The organism is Colwellia sp. MB02u-9 (genome assembly GCF_014077085.1).
Classification (GTDB): domain Bacteria; phylum Pseudomonadota; class Gammaproteobacteria; order Enterobacterales; family Alteromonadaceae; genus Cognaticolwellia.
The window spans coordinates 164,414-188,856 of record NZ_JACGVF010000098.1 but is presented as its reverse complement, the minus strand read 5'-3'; the positions used below and the strand labels follow the sequence as shown (position 1 = coordinate 188,856).

The window sequence follows — 24,443 nt, the reverse complement described above, 5'->3', positions numbered from 1 at the left end:
TGCCGATGCTTTTTGGCCTATAGCATTAATCACCCGCTTAACGGTTGACGGACTAAAGTCCGACCTACAAAAAATCACCTAAATCTACATTGTCACCCGTAGGCCCTATGTAGGTTGGACTTCAGTCCATCAAGTTAAATGAAATTTAACTGCTTTTGGTATTAATACTCATTAAGAAAAATAATACCTGCTGCCGATGTTTGTTGGCCAATAACATTAATCACCCGCTTAACGGTGACGGACTAAAGTCCGACATACAAAAAACCACCTAAATCTACATCGTCACCCGTAGGCTCTATGTAGGATGGACTTCAGCCCATCAGGTTAAATGAAATTTAACTGCTTTTGGTATTAAGACTAATTAAGAAAAATAATACCTGCTGCCGATGTTTTTTGGCCCATAGCATTAATCAACTGCTTAGCGGTTGACGGACTAAAGTCCGACCTACAAAAAATCACCTAAATCTACATCGTCACCCGTAGGCCCTATGTAGGATGGACTTCAGTCCATCAAGTTAAATGAAATTTAACTGCTTTAGGTATTAAGACTCATTAAGAAAAATAATACCTGCTGCCAATGCTTTTGTGGCCTATAGCATTAATCACTCGCTTAACGGTTGTCGGACTAAAGTCCGACCTACAAAAAATTCCCAAAGCTAGATTGTCACCCTTAGCTTCTCTGTAGGCCCTATATAGATTGGACTTTTTATTTATACTTTCATTAGTCTTTAGCTCACTTCTTTAATAGCACGACCGATACCGTCAACCGTTAGTGGAAACATTTTGTCGTCAATTAACCCTTTGATAATTGAAATTGACTGATGATAATCCCATTGATTTTCTGGTTGTGGGTTTAACCATGCCACCTTATTAAAATGCCCCAAAATTCGTTGCATATAATCAATGCCGGCTTTTTTATTCCAATGTTCAACACTGCCACCCGGTGCGATTATTTCATAAGGCCCCATGGTAGCGTCACCGACAAAAAGTACCTTATAATCACTACCAAACGTTCTTATTATCTCTTCTAGATCAACGGTGTTAGTACGACGACGGCTGTTGTCTTTCCATAAACTTTCGTAAACACAATTATGAAAATAGAAAAACTCAAGGTGTTTAAACTCAGTATGCGCCGCTGAGAATAGCTCCTCACAGGTATGAATGTATTCATCCATAGAGCCGCCAATATCAAAAAACATCAATACTTTTACCGAATTATGACGCTCAGGCTCCATATGCACGTCGAGTAAGCCACCATTTTTTGCAGTAGAGCGTATGGTGGTATTAATATCAAGCTTTTCACTGGCGCCAGTACGAGCAAATTTTCTCAGTTTTTTAAGCGCAAGTTTGATATTGCGCGTACCGAGTTCTTTATCTTGGTCAAAGTTTCTAAACTCTCGCTTATCCCACACTTTTACCGCTCGGTTATTACGATTGCCGTCTTGACCCACACGAATACCTTCTGGGTGATAACCATAGGCGCCAAACGGTGATTTGCCGCCGGTACCAACCCATTTATTACCACCTTCGTGTCGTTTCTCTTGCTCTGCAAGGCGCTCTTTTAAGGTTTTCATTAATTCGTCAAGACCACCCAAGGCCTTTAACTTGTCTTTCTCTTCTTGGCTGAGTTGGCTTTCAAACTTTTTTCTTAGCCATTCATCCGGTACAACCTTGTCGAAAATATCGATCTTTTGCACACCGTCAAAATATTCAGCGAATGCACCATCAAACTTGTCATAATGGATCTCGTCTTTAACCATCACGATTTTAGCTAAATGATAAAAGGCTTCAACATCGGCAAAAACTACGCCTTTTTTTAGTAATGCAATAAGATCTAAGAGCTCGCGCAAACTCACCGGTACTTTGTGCTTTCTAAGGGTTAAAAATAAATCTATAAACACGTTTATTGCCTGTTTCTGCGACTAATAAAAGCGAGCTTTTCGAGTAATGACACATCTTGCTCATTTTTAAGTAAAGCGCCAAATAAAGGAATGATGTCTGACTTTTTATTGATCAATACATCTTGAGCAACATCGTCGGCCACTAGCAGTTTTAACCAGTCAATTAACTCAGATGTAGACGGTTTTTTCTTAATACCTTGCACGTCTCTTAGATCAAAAAACACCTCTAAAGTATGCGCTAACAAGTCTTGTTTTACATGCGGATGATGAACGGCAATAATTTGTTCCATCTCTACTTTGGTTGGAAATTTAATGTAATGAAAGAAGCAGCGGCGCAAAAATGCATCGGGTAGCTCTTTTTCATTATTGGAGGTAATAATAATAATCGGCCGTTGTTTTGCTTTGATCACCTGTTGAGTTTCATAAACAAAAAACTCCATCTTATCAAGTTCTTGCAATAAATCATTGGGAAATTCTATATCGGCTTTGTCTATTTCATCAATTAATAATATCGGTCGTTGTTCTTCTTCAAATGCCTGCCAAAGTTTGCCTTTAATAATATAATTTGAAATATCATTAACCCGTTCATCACCTAATTGGCTATCACGTAAACGCGACACGGCGTCATATTCATACAAGCCCTGCTGTGCTTTAGTGGTCGATTTAATATGCCATTGATATAACTTACAATTAAGTGACTTTGCTAATTCTTCTGCTAACTGGGTTTTACCCGTACCCGGCTCGCCTTTGATTAATAGTGGTTTTTCTAAGGTAATTGCTGCGTTTACCGCTAAGCGAAGTTCGTCTGATGCAATATAATTTTCTGTACTGTTAAACATGGTGTTACCTATAAAGATGATGCCCTGTAATGTTAGGCGTCATTAAAAATTGATGGATTAATATAACTATCGGACTCAATAATTACTCAGACCGGAAAAAGGTCTGGCGTGTCTGCTGATTGCTTTTATATTCACAAAACGCTTAAGGCTAATAATATCGTCTTAAGCTAAATAAGAGCAAACACTCAGTGAGTTTATTTTTAGTATCCTCCTACGAGGCTTCACAAATATTGCAGTTACGATAATGGCTTTTAATTTCACTCATAAATATTGCCTAACTTAATAATGAGCAAATCGGTTAGTACTGCTTGAACACCGATCTACTCACTTTAGTTTCCTTAGATTTAGGTTAAAACTTTTCTTCAAACCATTTTTTAGTTAAACCTATTGTAACCATGCTTTTAAGTTTAAAAAGTGCCATCCAATCCCCGTCTTCAGGTACTTCGTTGCCACAACGTGGGTCTGAACGCTGCAGTGCTCCCGTCATTTTATGGTCGATTGGAATTGGTTCACAACCATGACCTGATTCACAGATAAAGTCCCAAGGGTCACGAGCCGGTACATGACAAGCAAAACAGTTGCCGTCAAAACGGTTTACCACATCAACAAAGCCACGTTTGGCGATTGTAGAGCCATTTTCATTAACTTCAAGTTCAAAAAACTCCCAGTCGCCAGTCGCTGGAGATGTTCCTGACTCTCGCTTAACCATCACTTCTGTAGGCACCAGTTGTACTACTGAGCCTGGAGGATAGATTGCGCCTTCTGGAGTGTTTGCCGCGGCTAAAGTACTTTTTATGTCACCTAAAAGGTTATCGACATAAAAGTGCCTTACGGGTGTCATTTCTCTTATACAACTGAAACTTGTTTCATCGACCTCAACAGCCTTTGTATCTAAAACGCTTCTAGCAACCACTGCTTCAGCCTTTACTGCGCTTGCTTGTGGCGTTTCTGCTTTAACAGATAACGCTGTCAAAGCAGCGAATATCACTAAGCTACGGCTCAAATTAATCAACAATTTTTGCTACCTTCTCATTTCCATATAAATTTAACGCTATAGACTAGCAACATCCTTATTTGGCTATAGCGTATTTTTTCTGCGCGAACATTATCTGCACAAAGGTTATAAACCCACGTTTTATCTGCAGATACTTCTCGTTTGCAGAATTAAATTTTAACGATTAACTTGCCTTTGTTTTTACCCGTGAAGAATAAGTTTAAGCCTGTGATTGCCGACTCAAGCCCCTCTAAAACGTGCGCACGATGTTTTATTTTCCCTTGCATCACGTAAGGGGTCAGCTTGGTTAATAAGGCTGGAATTTCGCCAAAATGATCTGGCATGGTAAAACCTTGTATCGTTAGACGTTTTTTGATGATCGGGATCCAATTTGGCGCTAAGTCAGGGTTTTGTTTTGGATAATCTGCAATTAAGCCACAAACGACAATACGACCATGCGCATTCATTCTTTCAAAGACATGGTGCTGTATTGGGCCACCCGTATTTTCAAAGTAAACGTCAACACCACTTGGGGTAAGTTCGGCTAATTTTTCAGCTAAATTATCTGTTTTATAATTAATAGCACCGTCAAAGCCTAATTCGTTAACAATCCAATCAGCTTTTTCATCACTACCAACCACGCCAATAACTCTAAGGCCATCCGCTTTCGCTAACTGCCCGACAATTGAACCAACCGAGCCTGCCGCACCAGAAACAACCAGGGTTTCACCACTTTTTGGCTTACCTATGCTGTACAAACCTTGTGTGGCGGTTAAGCCCGGTAAAGCAAATACCGATAAAATCGCTTCATCTGGCAGTGGCGCAGCAACTTTATTCAAGCCTGCACCGTCACTTAAGTGATATTCTTTCCAGCCCATCATGCCCATAACACGGTCGCCCACTTTAAAGTCAGCATGTTGACTTTCGACGACTTCGCCAATGCCTGAACTGCGCATCACATCGCCTAATGCCACCGGCGGAATATAACTTTCGGTGTCAGCACTCATCCAACCAAACATGGCTGGGTCAAGCGACATATGGTTTTGTTTTACTAAAAACTGCCCTTCTCCAACGGTTGGCATGGCGACTTGCACAACCTCAAATAGTTCTGGGCCAATGGGGCCAGTACCTGGACGAGCGATTAAATTAATTGCGGTATAAGTAGTCATTATATTTCTCCTAGTTATCTGCTTTACTGAATATACAGAGCCAGATTAATAAAGTCTGATAAACAGATAAAGCAGTGGTTAATTTTTATTAAGCCGATAGTGGCAAATAATATTGATTTAACGGTTTAGCTGCGTAATTCTTTTCGCAGCACTTTGCCGACATTGCTCTTGGGTAATTCATCGATAAATTCTACAAACTTAGGACGTTTATAATTGGTTAGCATTTCATGACAGTGATCAAAAATGTCTTGTTCGGTTAAGTTAGGATCTTTTTTAACAATGAACACTTTTACTGCTTCACCGCTAGCATCGTTTTTAACACCAATGGCTGCCGCTTCGAGTACCCCTTGGTGCATCACAAGAACTTCTTCTATTTCATTGGGGAAAACGTTAAAACCAGAGACAATAATCATGTCTTTTTTACGATCGACAATCTTAAAAAAGCCATTCTCGTCCATGGTAGCGATATCACCTGTTGCTAACCAACCGTCTTTTAATACTTCATCAGTGGCGGCTTGACGATTAAAATAACCTTTCATCACTTGTGGGCCTTTTACCCACATTTCGCCCGGCTGTCCTAGCGCAACATCCATACCATCATCATCGACTAAACGAATATCTGTTGAAGAAACAGGAATGCCGATAGAGCCATTGTAGTTTTCTTGGTTATAGGGGCTCATCGTCACTAAGGGTGCGCACTCAGTTAAGCCGTAACCTTCTAATAAACGTGTGCCAGTGACCTTTTCCCAAAGTTCTGCGACGGGACGTTGCACAGACATACCACCACCAAAACCAAGTTTTAGTGGACTAAAGTCAAGTTTGTCAAAACCTGGCGTATGTAACAAACCATTAAATAAAGTGTTTACACCGGTTATGACGGTAAAAGGGTATTTAGCTAATTCTTTAACAAAACCGGCCATATCTCTAGGATTAGTAATTAATAGATTAGTGCCACCAAAGGGGATAAAACACAGACAGTTAGAGGTTAAGGCATAAACATGATAAAGCGGTAACGCGGTAACCATAATTTCTTTGCCAACCTCGTAAACATTTTTAGTCGCCGCATTAGATTGCTCAAGGTTAGCAACCATATTACGGTGGGTTAACATCGCGCCTTTTGAAGGTCCGGTTGTGCCGCCAGTATATTGTAAGAAAGCTAAATCAGTACCTACCACCTCAACCGGCGTAAAATTAAGCGCCGCGCCTTTTGCCATTGCCCGATTAAATTTTACTGCTTGAGGTAAATGGTACGCGGGTACTTGTTTCTTAACATACTTTAATACGCCATTAATTATAGCGCCTTTAATTTTACTCAACCTATCACCAACACCAGTAATAATAACCTGCTCTACGTCCGTTTTATCAATAACGGCGGCAAGTACATGAGCAAAGTTTTCGAGAATAAGAATGCCTTTTGCGCCCGAGTCTTTTAATTGGTGTTGTAATTCACGCGCGGTATAAAGCGGATTGACATTAACCACAGTGAGTCCGGCAATCAATGCGCCAAATAATGCGATAGGATATTGCAGGGTATTTGGGATCATAATGGCAAATTTATCGCCTTTAACTAATCCTAAATCTTGTTGCAAATAAGCAGCAAAGTCAGTGGCTTGTTGTGCAAGTTCTTGATAAGAAATGCTGGCACCCATATTAATAAATGCGGTATTGTTTTTATAAAGTTTGGTGTATTTTAAAAACAAATCTGCCAAAGAGTTATATTTGTCTGGATCTATTTCAAATGCTAGACCCTTTGGGTAACTTTTTTCAAGCCAAATTCTTTCCATTTTATTCTCTCCCCAATTATTAATTTTTTAAGTGACCTTGTTAAGCCACCGTATTAAGTGACCTTTAATCCGCGGCACTTACTATCTGATATTTAAAAAGTGGCATTTAATAAGTGATGTTATTATTATTTTTGCTACATGCCTTTAATGTTTAAAGTACTTCAAATAAACCTGCTGCACCTTGACCACCACCAATGCACATGCTGATCACGACATATTTTACACCGCGTCGTTTACCTTCAATTAACCCATGCATAACCATACGTGTGCCGCTCATGCCGTATGGATGACCTATTGAAATAGCACCGCCATTTACATTCAAACGATCTTCTGGAATACCCAGCTGTTGAGCACAATATAAAACTTGTACGGCAAAGGCTTCGTTAATTTCCCATAAACCAATATCATCCATAGTTAGCTTATTACGCGCTAGTAATTTTGGTATCGCATAAATGGGACCAATACCCATTTCATCAGGTTCACAACCCGCAACGGCCATGCCGCGATAAACGCCTAATGGCTTAAGTCCGCGCTGCTCGGCTAATTCACGCTCCATTAATACCACAGCGGCTGCACCATCAGATAACTGTGACGCATTGCCACCGGTAATTGAACCATGTTCTTTTACTGCTTTCAACGCCGATAAACCTGCCATATGAGTTGATGGACGATTGCCTTCATCTTGCGTTAAGGTAACTTCTACTTTACTGATAGCACCGGTTGCTTTGTCCATCACTAATTTTGTTGCTGTAACTGGCACAATTTCATCATCAAACTTATTTGCCGCTTGTGCGGCTGCCGTGCGTTGTTGAGATTTAAGTGCATAAGCATCTTGTGCTGCTCTTGATATATCATAACGATTAGCTACCACTTCTGCAGTATCTAGCATAGGCATATATATCGCTGGGCGATAGGCTTTTACACTGGGGTCAACCAGGCGATGCATATTCATTTTGTCGTTTTGCACTAAACTAATGGAGTCACAACCACCGGCAACCATCACTTGTGCGCCATCGCAAACAATATGATTTGCCGCTATTGCTATCGACATTAAACCTGATGAACATTGTCTATCAATTGTCATACCGGCAACAGAAACCGGTAACTCGGCCGCCATGGCTACTTGACGAGCAAAGTTCATCCCTTGATTACCTTGTGTTAACGCGGCACCAAAAATACAGTCTTCAATTTCATTTACATCAATTCCTGCCCGTTCTACTGCAGCTTTTACCGCCACAGCAGCCAATGTTGGTGCTGATAAATCATTAAATGCGCCACGGTACGCCTTGCCAATGGGCGTACGAGCTACTGATACAATAACGGCTTCTCTCATGATACATCCCTATTAAGTCTTTGATAATTAGTAGATAGTTATTTAGCTAAATAGTTACGCGTGACTATTTTTTTGCTTTTTGTTGTGATTTCATAAAAGCCATGGCTTTTAAAACAAACTTTTCACCTTGTTTGGCACCTGATGCTAATGTCGTTTGGCCTGTTTGATTAGTTAACTCGGGCCATTGTTCACGTACAGTTTCAGGATTTTGGTTTTGCCCGGCAATAAAACAACCCTGGGTTTCAACAATACTGGCACTTGAATAGCCGCCTGCGCCAGCACATAAAATAAAGCGATTAGGGGCATCGTCATCACACAGTGTTAACAGGCCGGCCGTTACCGCTTCAGGTGCAAAAGCTTGGACAATTTCTGCCGGCATTAAATCTTCCGTCATACGTGTGCCTGCAGTTGGCGCTAGGGCATTGACGCGAATATTATTTTTTGCGCCTTCAAGTACTAAGGTATTCATTAAACCTAACACCGCCATTTTTGCCGCGCCATAATTTGCTTGACCGAAATTACCGTACATACCGCTTGAAGAGGTGGTCATCACGATACGGCCATAGTTTTGTTCGCGCATGATGTCCCAAACCGCTTTAGTGCAATTAACTGAGCCCATAACATGAACATCCATCACCAATTTAAAGTCATCTATGCTCATTTTAGCAAAAGATTTATCACGTAAAATACCGGCATTATTAATCAAGATATCAACACGACCCCATTTTTCCATAGCTTGGTTCACCATGTCTTGTACTTCATCAAAATTGGCAACGTTAGCACCGTGACTGATAGCTTCACCGCCATTTTCTGTAATTAAACGCACCACTTCTTCAGAGGCTTGTGACGATGCACCGCTACCATCGCGCGCACCACCTAAGTCATTAACCAGCACTTTTGCACCACGAGCTGCAAGTGCTAAGGCGTGTGAACGGCCTAAACCATTACCCGCGCCCGTAACAATGGCGACCTTACCTTCAAAACTTATTGGCATAATACTTCCTTAACAGGCTTTAATTAGTTGTTTATTAATAGTCCACATTTAGACGATAGATAGCGTTATTTCACCATTTGTACTGAAAGCCATTCCGCCACTAATGCCGGCGTATCGCAACCTTCAATTTCAACCGTCACTTGTGTCGATAAACGATATTGCCCTGGTTTTTTCTCTTCAATCGCTAGCGTTTTAGCATGTGCTCTAACGCGACTATTTACCTTAACCGGTTGCAAGAACCTGACTTTATCAAAACCCGCGTTTAAGCCCATATAGAAACCCTCAATGATGACACTGAAGTCTTCCGCAAAATGAGAGAGCATTGATAAAGATAAAAAGCCATGGGCTATGGTTGAGCCAAATGGCGTTGCTTTTGCCTTTTCTTCATCAATATGGATAAATTGATGATCTAGGGTGCAATCCGCAAATTGATTAATTTGCGTCTGCGTTATTTTGTGCCAAGGGGTTGGCTCAGCTTCAAAACCAATGTAATTGGCTAATTGATCTTTTGTTATTATGGTTGGCATAGTAAATTTCCTTTTAAGCGCATGATTATTAAGACCCTGGTTATTTAAGTAGATAGTTATTTAAGGCCAGTTAAGCTTTAAAACCAGTCTACTTTCATGTCATAGGTTGTACTGTCTGCATTTGCTAAAATACTCGACCATAGCGCTATTTTTGGTAACTCAAAGCGATAAAAATACTGTAATGCTTGCAGCTTTCCGTGATAAAAATGCTCATCGCTTTGATGTGGTTTTTTGCTCAGTGCTTCGCTGGCCACTATGCCTTGTTTTAACCATAACCAGGCGACAATAACGTGACCAAAAAATTCAAGGTATTTTACTGAGTTAGCTAAAGCCAAATCGATATTGCCGGTCGACATTACGCCTAATACCACTTGAGTTGTTTGTTTTAAGGTCTCAACAGCGGCACTGAGTTGACTAGAAAATTCAGCTAAATTTTTATAGGATTTTGCTTGTTCAATGGTTTTATAAATTTCCGCTAGGGTTGCTGTGTAGCCGGCCATTTTATTCATCGGTACTTTTCGGGTTAATAAATCTAACGACTGAATACCTGTGGTGCCTTCATGAATAGCATTTAAGCGATTGTCACGATAAAACAACTCCACAGGATGCTCGTTAATATAACCATGTCCACCCAATACTTGAATAGCTAAGTCGTTAGCTTTAGTACCATATTCTGAGGGCCAGGTTTTTATAATTGGCGTTAAAAAGTCTAATAACACTTGTGCATCTTGTCGTGCTTCAATAGTTGGCGCTGTTTTTTCGTCGTCGCTCAGTTGTGAGCCATAAAGCACCAGTGCAAGTGCGCCTTCAGCATAGGCTTTTTGTGCGAGTAACATACGGCGAACATCGGCGTGTTCAATAATATTAACCATGGGAGAAAGTGGATCTTTGCATGATGGCAAGCGCCCTTGTGGACGATTTCTTGCGTAATCAAGCGAATATTGATAACCGGCAACCGCTAGCGTTGCAGCGCTAGTACCCACCATAATACGTGCCTCATTCATCATATGAAACATGTACTTAAGCCCTTGATTCTCTTCACCAACCAAGTAACCCACTGAGCCATTTTTTTCACCAAAGCTTAAGGCTGTCGAGGTGTGAGCGCGACCGCCCATTTTGTGAAATAAGCCTGCCAGCGCCACTTCATTGTCTTCCCCCAGAGTGCCATCAGGGTTCACTAAGAATTTAGGCACGACAAATAATGAAATCCCTTTAATACCTTTCACTGCGCCTTGTACTCGCGCAAGTACTAAATGGACAATATTTTCACTTAAGTCATGATCGCCACCAGAAATATAGATTTTATTACCGCTAATGCGATAAGTATCATCTGCTGACTTAACCGCTTTGGTGATTAAATCGCCAAGTCCTGAGCCGCTGCCTGGCTCGGTCATCGCCATGGTGCCCATGAATCGTCCTGAGCGCATGGGTTTAACCCATTTTTCAATCAGGGCTTTGCTACCATGGGCTTGCAGTAAATTTGCATTAGCCGTGGTCAACATGTTGTAACCTAAGCCAACACCACCTGCGGCGGTTAGATAGGTGTTAGCCGCGCTTGCAATAATGGGCGGTAATTGCATGCCATTTGAGGAAAAATCTGCACTAGCTGAAGAAATACCCGAGGCTATTACGGCTTCAATAGCCGGTTTTAACTCAGGGATAAGGCTGACGTTTTTACCGTCAAAAGTAGGTTGATGGGTATCAAGTTTTTGTCGAATAGGTAAGAAGTGTTTCTCAGCTATGGCTTTAGCCGTATTAATGACCTCATTAAAAGTCTGACGGTCATGGTCTTGATAGCGTTCTCGTTTTATCAGTGATTCACTATCAAAAAGCTCATAAAGCATAAATTCAAGATCACGTTCATTCATTAATGTTGCAGACATAAAATTATCTTCTCATCTTTTTACTTAGTTCAATAACAGCGAGTTAGTGCAAGTGACTACATGGTTATTAACTTATTGCGCTGAAACACCGCCATCTATGGCGATACATTGCCCTGTCATGTAGGTATTCGCTGGAGATAACATCATCAGCATCATGGCAACAATTTCTTTAGGTTCGCCTAAGCGATTCATTGGAGCGCCTCTAGCCATTTTCTGTTGTTGTTCTTGGTCAGCAAAATTAGTCACCATAGGCGTTAAGGTAAAAAATGGACAAATGGCATTGATACGAATATTGTCACGACCATATTCAACCGCACCCGATTTGGTTAAACCAATCACCGCATGTTTAGCCATCGCATAAGCACTACCTCTGGCGGCACCACTTAGGCCAGCCATAGAACTCACATTGAGAATACTACCTTCACCTTGTTGCAGCATTTGTTGTATTTGATGGCGCATGCCAAATTGAACACCTTTAACATTAATGGCAAATTGACTGTCCATTATGGCTTCGTCTATCTCATGTAGTGGCATAAATTCGTGGGCAACTCCAGCGTTATTAACCCCGATATCAACACGGCCAAAGTGTTTAATCGCGGTGTCGACCATGGCTTTACAGTCATCATTTTTTGAAACATCACAAGCCAGTGCAATAACCTCAGCGCCGGTTGATGCAATATCTTCAGCAACTTTTAACACACCAGACTCGTTAATATCACTGATCACTAACTTGGCGCCGCGCTTAGCCAACTCTTGTGCTAACAGCTGACCAAAGCCTTGCGCTGCGCCGGTAATAACCGCTACTTTTCCTGTGAAATCTAATAGTGCATCCATGGTATTTCCCTTACATTACAAATATTGTTGATGAATTTTTGTTATAACGCGTCGTTATCTGTCAATTTACATGGCGATATTTTTCTTCAAAACTTACCTTTGGCATTACTTATCTGCTGTTTTTTCGTCTGTTTTTTCGGCTGCCTGTTCGCCTTCCTGCTCGATAATACTTAAAGCCATTTGCGCTAAAGGTTCAACAAAGGCCCCCACTTTATTGGCCTGTTTATTTGATGCGTTGCCCTCTGATGCACGTTTTGCCACGCCTTGCACTATTGCCGCTAATCTAAAAAAGCTAAATGCTAGGTAGAAGGTCCAATTGTCGATACGGTCAATGCCCATGCGTTGACAGTAACTTGCAACATATTCGCCTTCTGTGGGTATGCCTAAACTCACCCTATCAACACCTTGCAGGCCATCGATAGCGCCCATCCCTTGTGGCATACGCAGCTGCATACATTGATAAGCTAAATCAGAAAAAGGATGTCCTAACGTCGATAATTCCCAATCCAACACAGCCATGACTTCAGGCTTGTCTTTGGCAAACATCATATTGTCTAGGCGAAAGTCACCATGTACTAAGCAAACTCGGCCATCATCTTCAGGCAAGTGTTTTTCAAGCCAAAGTATCAGCTGGTCCATAGCCGAAATTTTCTGTAATTCTGTTGTGCGATATTGCGAAGACCAACGACCAAATTGTCGTTCAAAGTAGTTACCTGCTTTGCCATAATCACCTAAACCCACTAGGTCAATATCAACGCTGTGCAGAGCGACTAAGGTTTTATTCATCGCATCATATAGTTGGCTGCGATAAGCATTGGTTGAAATTTCAACTAATGACGGACTCCAGTAAACGCTACCATCACAAAACTCCATCAAGTAAAACATAGCGCCAATAATACTGGTGTCGCAACAAAGGTGATAAACCTGAGCAACAGGTACGTCTGTACCTTTAAGGGCATCAAGCACTTCAAATTCTCGATCAACAGCATGGGCAGATTTTAACAATTTTCCCGGTGGTTGGCTGCGCAATACATAAAAACCCGATTCAGCCGTGACTTTAAAAGTAGGATTTGACTGCCCACCGGTAAACTTGCTTAATGTGATAGGGCCAATAAAACCTGCGACATGAGACTCAAGGTATTGAGTTAATTTTTCTACATCAAAAGCAAAGCTTGCTGTCATCTGTTTATCTCTTTTATTGGTTTAACCTGCTCAATGTTTACAGCAATTGACCTGAAGTTGTTTTTTTCACTAAATCGCGGCCAAGTTGCATCATGTGTACTTGATCTGGACCATCCGCTAAACGCAAGGTTCTTTGGCCAGCAAAGGCATGGGCCAAAAAGGTATCTTGGCTGACACCAACGGCGCCATGGCATTGAATAGCACGGTCAAGTACATCAAGTGCCATACTCGGCGCGACGATTTTAATCATAGCGATAATATCTTTAGCGGCTTTATTGCCGTCAGTGTCCATTTTTTGCGCCGCTTTTAAGGTCATCAAGCGTGCTTGTTCAATCTGACAAGCAGAAATAGCAATATCTTCACGCACTGATTGCTGTTTGATCATAGGGCGACCAAAAACAATGCGCTCGTTAACTCGCTGACACATTAAATCCAGCGCTCGTTGTGCTACGCCAATAGAGCGCATGCAATGATGAATGCGGCCTGGGCCTAAACGACCTTGGGCAATCTCAAAACCTTTGCCTTCACCAACAATAATGTTTTCAACCGGTACGCGAACATTGTCAAAGGTTATTTCAGCATGCCCTTCGGGAGCGTCGTTATAACCGAACACTTGCATTGGACGTACCATAGTTACGCCCGGTGTTTTCATCGGCACTAGCACTTGAGACTGCTGAATATAGCGGTTGCTATTGTCAGGATCAGTTTTGCCCATCACGATCATAATTTCACATTGTTTGCGACAGGCGCCACTGATATAAAATTTGCGACCATTGATAACATATTCATCACCTTCACGCTCTATGCGTAGTGCAATGTTAGTTGCATCACTTGAGGCAACTTCTGGCTCGGTCATAGCAAATGCTGAACGAATTTTGCCTTCAAGTAGCGGCTCTAACCATTTTTTTTTCTGCGCTTCATCACCATATTTAGCCAATACTTCCATATTGCCAGTATCAGGGGCCGCGCAATTAAACACTTCTGGCGCCCACATCACTTTGCCCATAATTTCGGCAAGGGGAGCGTATTCTAAGTTAGTTAGTCCGGCACTATATTTACCGTAACTTACCGGTAAAAATAAATTCCATAAGCCTTGCGCTTTCGCTTTGGCTTTAAGTGCTTCCATTAAGGGCGGGGTTGACCATTGATCCTGAGCTACTTGCTCATGCATTTGTGCTTCAACAGGATAAACATGGCTGTCCATAAATGTGCTGACACGTGCCATTAATTCTTTAACTTTGTCGCTGTATTCAAAATCCATGGGTGATCCTTATTATTTTTTAGTATCTGGCTGTTATTTATGTCGTTTTAGCGACATTAACCCTCTGCAGTCTTAAATTCACACTATCGCGAACATTTCTGCGATGGCGATTAACTTAATTTCATCAGCGCGGCTTTATTAAATTGTGCTATTTCATCAGCTTTATTGTCTTTAATTTTATTAACCCACTCTGGATCAACTAACAATGCTCGGCCGATAGCGACCAGATCAAATTCATCATTATTTAAACGTGCCAATAAACCATCGATACTGGTTGGGTTTGATGTCCCTCCAAGGTCGACACTGCCTTCACCCGTAAAATCACTATCTAAACCCACACTACCGACAGTGATAACCGGTTTGTTAGTAATTTTTTTCGTCCAACCGGCAAGATTAAGGGCTGAACCTTCAAATTCAGGTAGCCAAAAGCGGCGCGTGCTGGCGTGAAAAATGTCTACACCAGCATTGCTGAGTAAGGATAGAAATGTTGCTAACTCTTCAGGTGTTTGACAAAGTTTAGCCTCATAATCTTGTTGTTTCCATTGAGAAAATCTAAAAATTATTGGAAAGTCTTCACCAACAGCAAGGCGAATGGCTTGCACTATTTCAACAGCGAAACGTGCTCTATTTTCTAATGAGCCGCCATATTTATCGCTGCGTTGATTGGTGCCTTGCCAAAAAAATTGGTCAACTAAATAACCATGTGCGCCATGCACTTCAATTGCGTCAAAACCAATAGCTTTAGCATCACCAGCCGCTTGAGCAAATGCGCTAACCACTTCATCAATATCTGCTTGGCTCATGGCAATACCGTTGGGTGTGCCCGGCTTATACAAACCTGAGGGGCTATAAGCCGGTATGGTTTTATCTGGGCCTATGCCCTCTTTACGTACTGAGCCTACATGCCATAACTGCGGGGCAATTTTTCCACCGGCGGCATGAACTTCATCAACCACATGTTTCCAACCCGCTAAGGCTTCTTCACCAAAAATAGCCGGCACACGCTCATAACCGTTGGCGGCTTTATGTGAGATAAACGTGCCTTCGGTAATAATTAAGCCAACGTTGCCCTCGGCTCTGCGACGGTAATATTGAGCTACCTCGTCGGTTGGGATATAGTTTGGCGAAAATGTCCGGGTCATCGGTGCCATGACAGTACGATTTTTTAAGGTTAAACCACCGATAGAGAAGGGTTGAAAAAGTTTAGCCGCACTATTTTCGGTGTTAGTTACAGTTTTAATTACGGCTTTATTTACGCCCTTATTCTCAGCTTTTTTTTCTACATTTGTTTCTGCGTCAATGCTAGTCATCTTATTCCCTAAACTCGTTCATTTTTATTTGCTCTGCGTAAATTAACTAAAGTGGCGACAATAAGTCTAACAGCCGGAGCCAACACTAATTGACGCTTGTGATATAAATTTAAAGGGCTATTACCTAGCCAATCAAATAGCCGCCATCAACATTAATCGCCGTACCTGTGGTGTAGCTTGAAGCGTTGGAAACCAAGTACAATACAGTACCCGCCATTTCTTCAGGCTGAGCCACTCGCTTCATCGGCACGTGATGTAACATTTGTGCTAATATTTTTGGATTATTAACTAAGGTAGAAGCAAACTTAGTGTCTGTGCCACCGGGTAATATGGCATTAACACGAATGTTAAATTGGGCACATTCTTTCGCGAAAGTTTTGGTCATCGAAATAACCGCAGCTTTAGTAATAGAATATATACCTTGATAATCACCCGGTATAACACCATTAATAGAGGCCACGTTAACAATCGCCCCACCGTTATTTGCTTTCATCAATTTAGCGCCAATCGTTGACATGAAAAAATAGCCACGAATATTAACGTCAACCGTTTTTTGAAACACCGCTAAATCAGTATCTAATACATGGCCAAAGTATGGATTTGTCGCGGCATTGTTCACTAATATATCTAGCTTACCGTGCTCTGCTGAAATTTGAGCAAATATGGCTTCTATCTGCTCCATTTCACCAATATGACAAGCAATGGCTTGTGCACTGCCACCCGCGGCAATAATTTGCTCAACAACGGCTTGGCAACCTGCTATTTTACGACTCGAGACAATAACATGAGCGCCGTTTTCTGCGAGCAGTTTAGCGATATGCTCGCCAATGCCTCTGCTTGCACCGGTAACTAAAGCAATTTTTCCTGTTAAATCAAATAAATTGGTACTCATATCTTCATTCCTTGTTATAAATTTTGTCTTTATTTACACTTGTCTCTTAACGCTTATCTCACCTAAACGTAACCCAGTCAGCACCTGCTTGGGTTAAATGACTATAATTATTAAAATAATCAATGCTTAAGTTTTTTTTTGAAAAGAGTAATTTGGTCACACCGGTATTACGTAACTGTTGAATGATGGCCAGTGTATTTTGATCTGATAACCCTAATATATGTTGAACAAGCACAGAGATTGTTCCGCCCGAGGTAAAAATACATATATCGTTTGACCCTTTGGCGTTATTTAAAGGTTTTTTAATCATTAATGCTTGGTTAATAACGTCTTGCAAAGCTGTGATACAACGTTTTTTAAATTGTGGCCAGCTCTCAATATAATCACTGTCGTATGCGCCACCAACCCAGCGTTTAATTGCCAGTGAAAATTCTGCTTGAAAAACCTGATTGGCGTTGGCTAACTGATTGGTTTTTGCTACCTTATCAGCAAAATTTCTCCATTGGGCATCATAACGTGTCAGCACTTCTACATGGTTAAATTCATTAAAACCTGAATGTAAAATCCTCGCGGGCTTATCACCCTGATACCCCAATAAAAAATTTTCAAGGGTTTGTTCATGGCGCAGTAAATCGCCCGAAAAAATGTGCTCAGGTGCAGGTAATGACTGCCAACACTTACCCAATAACTGAGATTGCATTGCCCCTTTTTGGGATAACTGATCATAATCAGCTTTACCAAATGAGGCTTGGCCATGACGAATCAGATAAATAGCGGCCATAAAACTAGGCTGCTGCCATAACGTATTGGTTTTGCATTAAATTTAAATATTCTTTTATGATCATTTTATTGCTTACCACTTTATTGCTTATCTGTTTATTACTTGCCATTGTCATGATTAAAATATCAGCTTAACGCGATTAATCTATGCTAAGTGCCCGCAAAAAATTAAGCAAATGAATAGTTCTTATAACTTACTATTCAAATTATGAATAGATAATAAGGTGGATTACTTGTAACATAACTAAAGAATAACGCATCACCCTTGACACTATTTTAATTGGCTTGTTATTAATTGCCTTGGTATCAATGATTATGCTTTTACGGATGATAATACAATTGTGGGTGATTTTTTGTAGGTCGGACTTTAGTCCGTCAACGGTTAAACCAGCTATTAACCTAGTGAGTTAACAAAGATCTACAGCGAGCTATTTTTTATCTGTCTTAATACCATAAGTAAAAAATGAATAGTTCTAGCTAACTAGTAGCCAAAAATGCACATAGATTAAAATAATAACATGACCCATAGTGGCTTAATGCTTGCTAAATTAAATGGAGAAAGTATGAAAGTAGATTTAAATCTATTTGTGGTGTTTGAAGCGATTTACTGCGAAGGAAATATTACCAAAGCGGCTTCAGCCCTTAACTTATCGCAACCTGCCGTGAGTCATTCATTAAGTAAACTTCGGCATAATTTTGATGATGCTTTATTTATTCGTCAAGGTAACCAGATGCGGCCAACACCGGTTGCCAATAATGTTATTGCCGATGTGCGTGAAGCCTTACAACAATTAAAAGTTTGCTTGGCGCAGTCTAGACAGTTTGAACCTTTGGTCTCGCGTAATAACTTCAATGTTTCGTTACATGGCGCTTTAGAAGCCTCATACTTACCCCCTTTAATGCAGCGCATCAGAAAAGAAGCGCCTTTAATTAATTTACAAAGTAGTCGCCGAGTCAATCGTCATGAATTGGAAAACAAATTGGCCAGTGGTGATATTGATTTAGCGATAGACACCTTATTGCCGGTTAGTGACAATATTTTGCATACCCAATTAGATCAAAGCAAATTAGTGGTGCTAGCACGAAAAAACCACCCAATTGTAAAATCGACACTTGATTTAGCGACCTACCTCGCACAAGAGCATGTACTGGTTTCATCTCGCACAGTAGGATTAAGTATTGAAGATTTTGAGTTAGGACGGTTAGGACTACAACGAAAAATTGGCTTGAGGTGTCAGCATGCCTTTTCTGCCTGCCAAGTTATTGCCGATAACAACATGTTGCTAACTCTGACCGAAACAACAGCCAAAATGTACAGCCAGCTGCTTGATTTGCAGGTATTTTCCTTACCCGTGAGTTTGCACGATATTGACGTACATTTATATTGGCACAGCAATGTCGATTTTGACCCCGCCAATAAATGGTTAAGAAATAAAATTATTCAAACTACATCGACCAGTTCAACACTTAATGGCCAAAATACGTAACCGAAAACACTTAACAGAAAACACTTTACCGAAAACAATGGCGGCAATAAACTTATGCCCATTTCATTAATTAGGTGGTCTACTTTATACACAGGAATAATGGCCAAATAGAAGGCATTTATTTAATAACGAGTTGTTCTAATGATTAAATAAATAACGCAGTAGTGGGTTATTTTAACCCGTAAAAATGATCAGATAATTAGTGAGATTGGTATTAATAAGAAAATAATACTAACCTTGAAATTTAGTCTATTGGGTTGGCTAGCCTAGACAGGCTAAGATTTAAAACAGTGAACACCGACTCGGAGAAGTCAGCTTTAAAGCTCAGATAAGATGTTTATATTATTTTTTACCGGAACCGGTCTAACTTAACAGCCAACAAGTGTGGCTTTACATTTATTCATCCGTATTGAAACCCAGTATTGAAAACTGATTTTACACTTAATTAAGTTGGTTCCATTTATTAATTATTTTATCTAACTCACCCGATTTTTTTAAATCACCAATGGCCTGATTAATCGCTGTAACCACGTCAGGTTTAACTGATTTTTTGCTAAAAATAATATGAATGTCTGCCTGGTAAATACTTAAAGCATGCTTTTCAAACTCTCCAGCCATTTTGTACTTGTCAGAGAAGGCTTTAATGGTGGCCGGATCAACCAAAAAGCCATCAATGTGCCCGGCTAATAGTAATTTAACATTCTCTTCAATATCAACAACTTCAATAATATGTTCTTGAAATCCAGCCGTTTTCATTAATGCTTGATATTCATCACCGTAATAATAACCACTTTCGATACCAATCATGTAATTGCTGTTGGTTAAGTCTGATAAACCACCTAACTTAATATTATCAGCTTGGCCATTTCTAACAAATAAATTCACTGTCTCTTGTCTATAAGCTTCACTAAATATAGCGTAACGCTGTCTTTCTTCGCTTAATGACGCGCCCATAGCAACATCCATTTCACCGGTTTTTATATAGTGTAAATGTCGCTTCCAGGGTAATTCAGTATATTCTGCGGTATAACCAACTTTGGCAAATATTGTGTTGAAAATTTCGAAATCTAAGCCGACAAGCTCTTGCTGGCTATTACGATATTGATAAGGAAACCAAAGTTCCCAGCCAGCATAGAAATTTTTGGCATCACTAGTAAAATTTACCATTAAACAAACTAAGAGGAGAAATTTTTTCATAGTAACCTCACTTATGACCTTAGCTAAATTATTTTTATTTTTATTTCAACGGTTTGAGCTTTAAGACTAATGCTGGATCTAAGCGCATATTAAACCAATTTATGCGCCAATCTAAGTGTGGGCCTGTCGCTCGACCACTCGCGCCAACAGCAGCGACCAGTTGTCCTTTGCTTACTTTGTCGCCAACACTGACATATGAAGCGCTTAAATGCAAAAATGTTGAACTAACACCATGGCCATGATCTATGATCATTGTGCCACCTGAGTAGAACATATCAGAGACAAACATCAGCACAGTGCCATCGGCAGGCGCTTTAACAGCGTCGCCTGTATCGCCTGCATAATCTAAACCATAATGTGGCCATTTAGGCACGCCGTTATAATAACGTTGACTACCATAAACGCCGGTAATTACTCCTTCAATAGGGGCAATAAATCCCTGAGCAAAGGCGATTAAGTTACTGTCAATTTTTCGAGCGGCTTTAATTTTTTTATTATCTTCCCTAACACGAATATTGGCCTTTTTGTTAGGGTTCATAATGCTTTTAGCAATACCTTCAACCCGTTGAATATTGTATTCACGTTTTAGCGGTTTTAATATCTGCTGTTCAATTACGCCACTTGGGCTAATGATGGTGAGTTCACTATTATTTTTTTCATCTCGGCTGAAGCCTAAGGCATAGTCGCCGTTTAAAGAAACCTTAATCACTTTACCATTAAGCATGACTTTATTTTCTGGCGCTGTTTTACCTACAATTAACGCCCCTTGAAAAAACTGCTCACTCAGCTGCGTTTGAGTTGACGTTTTTGCTGACACCTCTTGCGTGGCCAGTAAACTAGCTGTAAAGGTGAGTATTAATAATAATGAACACTGTTTAGCCATTAGCTATAGCTCCTTTAGCAACACCTTCAAAAGCAACCACTTTAAATTCATCGTTCGGAGCTTGCTTTTTAAGTTGGCGCAAAATAAAGTCAGCCAATAATTCAACCGTTGAGTCGCAATCAACCACATCTAAAATGTTACTTGGCACGGCAATATCAAATCGACCTTGTGGCGCAAAGTAAGAAAATAATTGGTGATCGGGCGTTAAATTAGCCATAGCTGTAGCTGACAATTCTATCTCACTTAACGCCATGCGGTCAGCTTCACTAGCAAGATATATATCTTGCCAACGTGAACTCCAAGCCGCTTCATGTGCTGCTGAGCGTTGACCATTTTTATAAATATGAATTTTTGAACGATGACCATGGGCGATACGCTGACAATTACCGTCATGTAATTTTAAACCATGGGTATAGTGATAATAAGCACCATCAATATTTTCTGGCCGTAATTTTAGTATCAAACCTTGGACATTTTTTGGTAAATGACTCAAAATTATATCGGTTAAATAATTTGTCACCGCCGCGATGTCTATTTGCTTGGTATCTATTTTGGCAAATGCACAGCTCGGTGATTGTAAATAGTAGCTACTCTGCTTAGCACTGAAATTGACAAATTCATGACCTGCTCGATGAGAGGATACTTCCACACTAACGGTGTTACTTTGCATGGGCAATAATAACTTATGATCAACCGCATCATCTATAATGGCCTTAATTTGCTTTTTAACCACAGCAAAATCAAGCACCATACTCATTTCATTTAAACTACCCTCAAGCAAAACATCAACAATCCAACTTTCGCCCACAATGCCACGTTCAGCACAACAGTACGAGAAGTCGATAACGGTTAAATCATTTACAAATAACTGCATTTAATAACTCTCCTACAACTTAACTTGCCAAGCAATGGTTTCATTCGCGCGAATAGGCACCACTTCGTCGTTACCAAAAGCCATGGTGGCCGGTACAGTCCATGCGGCTTTAACTAGGGTTATTTTATCAGTGTTTACCGGTAAATTATAAAATTTAGGACCATGTAAACTAGCAAAACCTTCAAGCTTATCAAGCGCACCGGCTTGTTCAAATGCTTCAGCATATAACTCGATAGCAGCATGTGCGGTGTAAGCACCGGCACAACCACAAGCATTCTCTTTTGCATGTTGTGAATGCGGCGCAGAATCTGTACCTAAGAAAAATTTATCACTGCCACTGGTCGCCGCGGCAACTAAGGCGTCTTGATGAATATTACGTTTTAATATTGGCAAACAATAATAATGTGGACGAATACCGCCCACTAACATGTGGTTACGATTAAATAATAAATGATGAACGGTAATGGTGGCGGCTACGTTGTCACCCGCGGCTTTAACAAAATCAACCGCATTTTTGGTGGTGATATGCTCTAACACTATTTTTAATGTCGGATGCTTTGCCACTAGTGGCCGCAATATAGTATCGATAAAGACCGCTTCACGGTCAAAAATATCAATATCGTGACTGGTTACTTCGCCATGCACCAACAACGGCATGTTCTCGGCTTCCATCGCCGCAAATACGGGGGCAAGATTGTCGATGTTAGTTACGCCAGATGAAGAATTTGTTGTCGCTCCTGCTGGGTAAAGCTTGGCCGCATAAACAATACCTGAGGCTTTTGCCGCTTTAATATCTTCTGCGCTGGTTTGATCGGTTAAATACAACACCATTAGCGGTTGGAACTGTGCACTCGGCTTTGCCGCCATAATACGCTGATGATATTGACGCGCTAATTCAGCATTGGTTACCGGTGGTACTAGGTTTGGCATAATAATAGCGCGGCCAAAATAGCGGCTAATATCAGCAACTGTGTTATTTAAGCTGGCGCCATCGCGCAAATGTACATGCCAGTCGTCTGGTCGAGTAATGGTTAATGTGGTCATTTTCTTTCCTAATGTCATCTATTCATCTGCTACTGCCGTGTGTAGGCAATATGTTTTATCACTTATTAGCTTAGCTTGAGCTAATACTAGTATTCGTCTTCTGAACTTTCTGAGCTTTCTGTTTCTGTGCTTAGTCCTGACGTTATGGCTTGGCCTTGGCTAGCGCTCTGGTTAGCATTACTTTCTAATAACGCTAGTAGTTGATCTTTTAAATTTGGCGGCACTTTATAAATGGTAATACTTTCATTGGCTGGATTATAAACCACATCTTGGCCAAAATGACTACGCTCGAAGCTTAAACTGATACCGTTACCATAACCCGCATATTTAGTGACTTTATTTACTACGGCCTGATCATGAGGAAACGATTCCTCAATGGGGTATGATTGCTCTTGGCAAAACTTATAAAAGTCTTGGCCGCTCTCTTCGGTTTTAATCACATCACTTATTTCTTGCAATGAAACATCTTGCGCCGACTCTTTTTGCTCTTTGCAGTAACTTAGGAGTTCTTTACGGCTGTGTTGTTTTTCATTGGCGTCAAATTGATTAACTGCAACATAATCTTCAACCGCTTGCACTAAGGTTTGGGTTTGTTCCTTTGAGTTTAAGCCTTCTTCACAGCTTAAAAAATCTAAGAAAAAGTCAGACACTTTTCTGCCCGCGCGACCTTTAATAAAAGAAATATAACGGTTACCTTGGGCATTATTCTGATAATCGAATAAATCGATGCGAGCCGCTAACTGAAGCTTATTGGTATCAAGGTGTTGATCAGCTGAAATATGTAAATCACCGTCAACTGAATAATGTTCAGAAATAGGAATTATCGCCACGAGTAAGTAGCGTCCACCCATATACTCGTAATGACAAACAATTAAATAACCGGTTTCTGCCAGGTCATATTTTTCTAATTCATTTTTAAGTAAATTTCCCGCTTGGCTACTAAATTCATGAAAACTTTGTGAATCACCTAAATAGCTTTCCATAATATCAACAAATCGGGCTTTGTCGCCTTGGGCTGGCATAGCAGAAAAATGTCCGTAGGCCTTACTGCCTTTGCTGTTGTAAATTTTATGTAGTGCATCAACAAAACTTTCAATTTTGCTGCTAGCTGCAACATTCTCAGGACCTAACCTGAGTACAACTTCGCCAGTTTCTTCTTTTTTTGTTAAAAAATGCAGTGCAATATTCGAAATTATTAAGCTCATAGATAAAGGTCAGTATTATATTGTTCGGGCATTTGATAAACTTATGTCTGTTTATTAAATTACCATTAAG

The 24,443-nt window shown here is 40.5% G+C and carries 21 protein-coding genes; 1 reads left to right on the top strand and 20 read right to left on the bottom strand.

Going from position 1 to position 24,443, the window contains the following annotated elements:
* Positions 1-728: 728 nt before the first annotated feature.
* From H4J65_RS14885 to H4J65_RS14815, 15 genes are all read right to left on the bottom strand, one after another.
* Complete coding sequence (locus H4J65_RS14885) at positions 729-1,901, bottom strand: VWA domain-containing protein (RefSeq protein ID WP_182136748.1); 1,173 nt, start codon at positions 1,899-1,901, stop codon at positions 729-731.
* A gap of 2 nt (positions 1,902-1,903) precedes the next feature.
* The gene (locus H4J65_RS14880) at positions 1,904-2,740 is read right to left on the bottom strand and encodes a MoxR family ATPase (RefSeq protein ID WP_182198683.1); all 837 of its coding nucleotides are present in this window, start codon (positions 2,738-2,740) and stop codon (positions 1,904-1,906) included.
* Positions 2,741-3,089: 349 nt separating this feature from the next.
* On the bottom strand, positions 3,090-3,755 hold the full coding sequence (locus tag H4J65_RS14875) for a hypothetical protein (protein ID WP_259367632.1): 666 nt from the start codon (positions 3,753-3,755) through the stop codon (positions 3,090-3,092).
* Between the two features lie 149 nt (positions 3,756-3,904).
* Positions 3,905-4,903, bottom strand: coding sequence for an NADP-dependent oxidoreductase (locus H4J65_RS14870; RefSeq protein ID WP_182184667.1), 999 nt, complete (start codon positions 4,901-4,903; stop codon positions 3,905-3,907).
* Positions 4,904-5,028: 125 nt separating this feature from the next.
* Entirely contained in the window at positions 5,029-6,687 is a 1,659-nt protein-coding gene (locus tag H4J65_RS14865) for an AMP-binding protein (protein WP_182198682.1), read from the bottom strand.
* A 151-nt stretch (positions 6,688-6,838) separates the two neighbouring features.
* Entirely contained in the window at positions 6,839-8,020 is a 1,182-nt protein-coding gene (locus tag H4J65_RS14860; RefSeq protein WP_182198681.1) for an acetyl-CoA C-acyltransferase, read from the bottom strand.
* Positions 8,021-8,084: 64 nt separating this feature from the next.
* The gene (locus H4J65_RS14855) at positions 8,085-9,014 is read right to left on the bottom strand and encodes an SDR family NAD(P)-dependent oxidoreductase (protein WP_182198680.1); all 930 of its coding nucleotides are present in this window, start codon (positions 9,012-9,014) and stop codon (positions 8,085-8,087) included.
* 65 nt (positions 9,015-9,079) lie between these two features.
* Positions 9,080-9,541: a MaoC family dehydratase gene (locus tag H4J65_RS14850; RefSeq protein ID WP_182198679.1), complete on the bottom strand. Its 462-nt coding sequence runs from the start codon at positions 9,539-9,541 to the stop codon at positions 9,080-9,082.
* Positions 9,542-9,618: 77 nt separating this feature from the next.
* Positions 9,619-11,424 (bottom strand): acyl-CoA dehydrogenase, encoded by a 1,806-nt coding sequence (locus tag H4J65_RS14845; RefSeq protein WP_182198678.1) that lies wholly within the window; start codon positions 11,422-11,424, stop codon positions 9,619-9,621.
* 72 nt (positions 11,425-11,496) lie between these two features.
* Complete coding sequence (locus H4J65_RS14840) at positions 11,497-12,258, bottom strand: SDR family NAD(P)-dependent oxidoreductase (RefSeq protein WP_182136756.1); 762 nt, start codon at positions 12,256-12,258, stop codon at positions 11,497-11,499.
* Positions 12,259-12,363: 105 nt separating this feature from the next.
* Positions 12,364-13,440 (bottom strand): phosphotransferase family protein, encoded by a 1,077-nt coding sequence (locus H4J65_RS14835; RefSeq protein ID WP_182198677.1) that lies wholly within the window; start codon positions 13,438-13,440, stop codon positions 12,364-12,366.
* A 37-nt stretch (positions 13,441-13,477) separates the two neighbouring features.
* A complete protein-coding gene (locus H4J65_RS14830; protein ID WP_182136758.1) occupies positions 13,478-14,701 on the bottom strand; it encodes an acyl-CoA dehydrogenase family protein in 1,224 nt (407 codons plus the stop codon).
* Positions 14,702-14,811: 110 nt separating this feature from the next.
* Positions 14,812-16,011 carry an NADH:flavin oxidoreductase gene (locus H4J65_RS14825; RefSeq protein ID WP_182198676.1) on the bottom strand — a complete coding sequence of 400 codons (1,200 nt, stop codon included), beginning with the start codon at positions 16,009-16,011 and terminating at the stop codon, positions 14,812-14,814.
* 124 nt (positions 16,012-16,135) lie between these two features.
* Entirely contained in the window at positions 16,136-16,903 is a 768-nt protein-coding gene (locus H4J65_RS14820) for an SDR family oxidoreductase (protein ID WP_182184676.1), read from the bottom strand.
* A 58-nt stretch (positions 16,904-16,961) separates the two neighbouring features.
* Entirely contained in the window at positions 16,962-17,684 is a 723-nt protein-coding gene (locus H4J65_RS14815; protein ID WP_182198675.1) for a histidine phosphatase family protein, read from the bottom strand.
* 562 nt (positions 17,685-18,246) lie between these two features.
* Between H4J65_RS14815 and H4J65_RS14810 the strand changes: the two genes are divergently transcribed.
* On the top strand, positions 18,247-19,170 hold the full coding sequence (locus H4J65_RS14810) for a LysR family transcriptional regulator (protein WP_182198674.1): 924 nt from the start codon (positions 18,247-18,249) through the stop codon (positions 19,168-19,170).
* A gap of 441 nt (positions 19,171-19,611) precedes the next feature.
* On the opposite strand, the gene H4J65_RS14805 is transcribed toward H4J65_RS14810, so the two are convergent.
* The 5 genes from H4J65_RS14805 to yejK form a co-directional block, all read right to left on the bottom strand.
* A complete protein-coding gene (locus H4J65_RS14805) occupies positions 19,612-20,367 on the bottom strand; it encodes an ABC transporter substrate-binding protein (protein ID WP_182198673.1) in 756 nt (251 codons plus the stop codon).
* Between the two features lie 40 nt (positions 20,368-20,407).
* Entirely contained in the window at positions 20,408-21,250 is an 843-nt protein-coding gene (locus tag H4J65_RS14800) for a M23 family metallopeptidase (RefSeq protein ID WP_182136764.1), read from the bottom strand.
* Positions 21,243-22,124, bottom strand: coding sequence for a 6-carboxytetrahydropterin synthase (locus H4J65_RS14795; protein ID WP_182198672.1), 882 nt, complete (start codon positions 22,122-22,124; stop codon positions 21,243-21,245). The genes H4J65_RS14800 and H4J65_RS14795 overlap by 8 nt, the downstream gene beginning before the upstream one ends.
* A gap of 12 nt (positions 22,125-22,136) precedes the next feature.
* Entirely contained in the window at positions 22,137-23,168 is a 1,032-nt protein-coding gene (gene pyrC / locus H4J65_RS14790) for a dihydroorotase (protein ID WP_182189605.1), read from the bottom strand.
* Between the two features lie 86 nt (positions 23,169-23,254).
* Entirely contained in the window at positions 23,255-24,373 is a 1,119-nt protein-coding gene (gene yejK / locus H4J65_RS14785) for a nucleoid-associated protein YejK (protein ID WP_182198671.1), read from the bottom strand.
* Positions 24,374-24,443: the final 70 nt, after the last annotated feature.